This window comes from Actinoplanes sp. NPDC048791 (assembly GCF_040650095.1).
In the GTDB taxonomy this organism is placed as follows: Bacteria; Actinomycetota; Actinomycetes; order Mycobacteriales; family Micromonosporaceae; genus Actinoplanes.
This window is the reverse complement of sequence record NZ_JBEZGQ010000996.1, coordinates 1-3,042: the sequence shown is the minus strand read 5'-3', so window position 1 is coordinate 3,042 and position 3,042 is coordinate 1. Positions and strand designations below refer to the sequence as shown.

Sequence of the window (3,042 nt, the reverse complement as noted above, 5' to 3'; positions counted from 1 at the left end):
CGCGGAGCCGAGCGGCCGGATCGGCGCGGGCTCCGCGGGCGGCTTTGCGGCCTCGGGCCCGGGCCCGGGCTCGGCGGACCGTTGGTCGGCCTCAGGCTCAGCAGGCCGGTCGTCGGCCTCCGGCCCGGCGGACGCCTCGGAGGCCTCTGCGGCTTCGGCGGCCTCTTCGTCTTCGGAGGCCGCTACGGCTTCGGCGGCCTCTTCGTCTTCGGAGGCCGCTACGGCTTCGGCGGCCTCTACATCTTCTGAGGCCGCTACGGCTTCGGCGGCTTCGGCGAAGCGTGCTTCTTCGGCGTCCTCGTGGGCCTGCTCGGCGGCCCGCCGGTCGAGATCATCGTGATCCGGTTCGGGCGCCGGCTCGTGATCCCGCTCCCCGAAGGAGGTCACATCGCCGCGGTCGGCGACCGAGTCGGGGTCGTTTCGGTCCGGGTCCGCCGCCTGGCCAGGCTCGCTCTCCTCGGCATCAACGATCGCCGCCGGGCGATCACCGCCGGCATCCACGGTCACCGCCGCGCGATCACCCCCGGCATCCACGGTCACCGCTAGGAGGCCGTCCCCGGCCTCGCCGGTAGCCGGGTGATCGTCCCCGGCCTCGTCGGTCGCCGGGTGATCGTCCCCGGCCTCGCCGGTAGCCGAGCGATCGTCCCCGGCCTCGCCGGTAGCCGGGACTCCGTCGCCGGCCTCGGACGAGCTGTGGTCCGCGTCAGCGAAGGTCCCGAAGTCAGCCTGAGCGCCGTAGTCCAGATCAGCCGACCCCGCCTCGCGCCAGGCTGCATCCAGCCCGTCGGGCAGTCCGGCGTCATCCCTGGCAACGTCGTGAGGGTCGCCAGGACCCGAGAACGGCGAGGCGACCTCAGGACCGTCATCGACGTCCGCGAAGGGCGAGGGAACATCTCGACCCACCCCAGCGGATGACGACGCAACGACGTCCTCGGGCTCCTGGGAAGAGACGCCGTCCGGATCAGCCCGCCGTGAGAAAGCCTCGAACTCCGCCTGGTCCGAAGCCCCCTCCGCAGCCGGGAACGCCGGCACCTCGCCGGCCTGCGAAACACCAGCCAGAGTCGTCGCCAGGGATTCCCTGTTCGACATTCCCGCCGCGGCCGCTCGCACGTCGTCGCCGGCCGCCGCGGCCCGTCTTGCCTCGACCGGGTCCTGCTCGGCCGGCCCGCGCTGCCCCGGCGCAAGCCGCCCCGGACCGAGCCGACCCGGGCCGAGACGACCCGGACCGGCGAGGTCGCGACGGGCCGCCACCAGGTCCGGGCGGGCGTCGACCAGCTGAGCCGGCTTCAACCCGGCCACGATCGCCGAGGTGATCTCTTCCGCGTACTTGCCGTCCGGGTCGTAGTCCGGGTCGAAGACCGTGATCTCCACGCCCAGGCAGTGCGGTGACTCCACCAGCCCGGCCAGCAGGATCTCCAGCTCCGGGAACGCGATGCCGCCCGGCTCCGGCGCGTCCACCGCTGGCATCACCGCCGGGTCCAGCACGTCCACGTCGATGTGCACCCAGTATCCGGCGCAGTCCACCAGCTGGTCGCGCGCCCACTGGGCGCTGCGGGCCGCGCCTTCCACGCGCAGGGTCGGCACCGGGCGGGTCACGATGCCGGCCGCCTGCAGGTCCAGGCGGTATTCGTCCTGGGCCCGGATGCCCATCACCACCACGTCGATGTCGCGGTAGTACGGCCGCCGGCCCTCCATCGCCGCCAGGTCGGTCTGGCCTCGGCCCGTGACCAGCGCCAGGTCCTCGCCGGCCGCCGCGCCCACGTAGGACGCGTTGCCGGGGTGGCGGAAGTCCGAGTGGCCGTCCACGAAGACCAGGCCGATCCGGCCGCCGACCGCCTCGCCCAGGCGGTGCATGGCCAGCGCCGAGCCGAGCACGATCGAGCAGTCGCCGCCCAGGACCACCGGGAACTCGCCCTGGTCGAGGATGGCGCCGATCCGGTCGGCCAGCTTCCGGGAGTACGCCGAGATCTCCGGCGCGTGGCACACCCCGTCACCGGGCCGCCAGTCGCCCGGGTCGTACCGGGGCGGGGTCAGGCAGCCGGCGTCGCGGGCGTTGAGGCGGCGCAGCAGGCCGTGGTCACGGAGGGCTCCGGGCGCCTTGGCGCAGCCCGGCACCGACGTCGCCGTCGGCGGGCGCAGGCCGAGGTTGGACGGTGCGTCGAGCACGGCGATGCGGCGCATGGAGCCCCCCGTACCTTTGCCTAGAAGAGCGCGCGGGCCAGCGCGCGCCGCGCGCTCGCCACAGCCGGATCGTCGGGTCCGGCCACGTTGAAGAGTGACAGCAGATGCTTGCGTACGCTGTCCCGCTCCTCGCCGCTGGACCGCCGCACCGCCGCGACCAGCCGCTCGTAGGCCTCGGGGGCCTGCCCGCTGAGGACCTCGATGTCGGCGGCGAGCTGCTGGGCGGCCACGTCGTCGGGGTCGGCCGCGGCCTTGGCCAGTGCCTTCTCCGCGTCCACGCCGGTGACCCGGCGGTAGAGCTCGACCTGCGCCAGGCCGGACTCGGCCGCGTGGTCCTGCGGCGACTCGGCCAGGATCTTGCGGTACGCCGCCTCGGCCGCGTCCAGGTCCCCGGTCATCAGCGCGTCGTCGGCCGCGTCGAGCCGCGGGTCCTCGGGCGCGGCGACCTCGACGCCGCCGGCCTTGAGCACCGCGTCGACGTACTGCCGGACCTGCGCCTCGGGCAGCACGCCGGTGAAGCCCTCGACGAGCTGGCCGCCGACCACCGCGATCACCATCGGGATGCCCTGGACCCGTAGCGCCTGGGCCAGCCGCGGGTTGGCGTCCACGTCGACCTTGCCGAGCACCCAGCTGCCGCCGCCCTCGGCCGCGAGCTTCTCCAGGACCGGGGAGAGCTGCTTGCACGGCTCGCACCACTCGGCCCAGAAGTCCAGGATCACCGGGGTGGTCATGGACAGTTCGAGGACGGTCGTCTGGAAGTTCGCTTCGGTGACGTCGATGACCGCGGGCGGCGCCCCGCCCGGCTGCGGGCAGCGCGATGTCCAGCACGCACGCGACCGGCCGCAACCGCCGGGCCGCGGC

Annotated in this window: 1 protein-coding gene and 1 pseudogene; both read right to left on the bottom strand. The window is 74.2% G+C overall.

What is annotated here, in order from left to right:
- Window positions 1-1,281: 1,281 nt before the first annotated feature.
- Window positions 1,282-2,181 (bottom strand): annotated as a pseudogene (locus tag AB0C29_RS41075) (arginase family protein); the annotation flags it as partial.
- A 20-nt stretch (window positions 2,182-2,201) separates the two neighbouring features.
- The coding region (locus AB0C29_RS41070; protein ID WP_360832558.1) for a tetratricopeptide repeat protein at window positions 2,202-3,042 on the bottom strand (841 nt) is incomplete at its 5' end.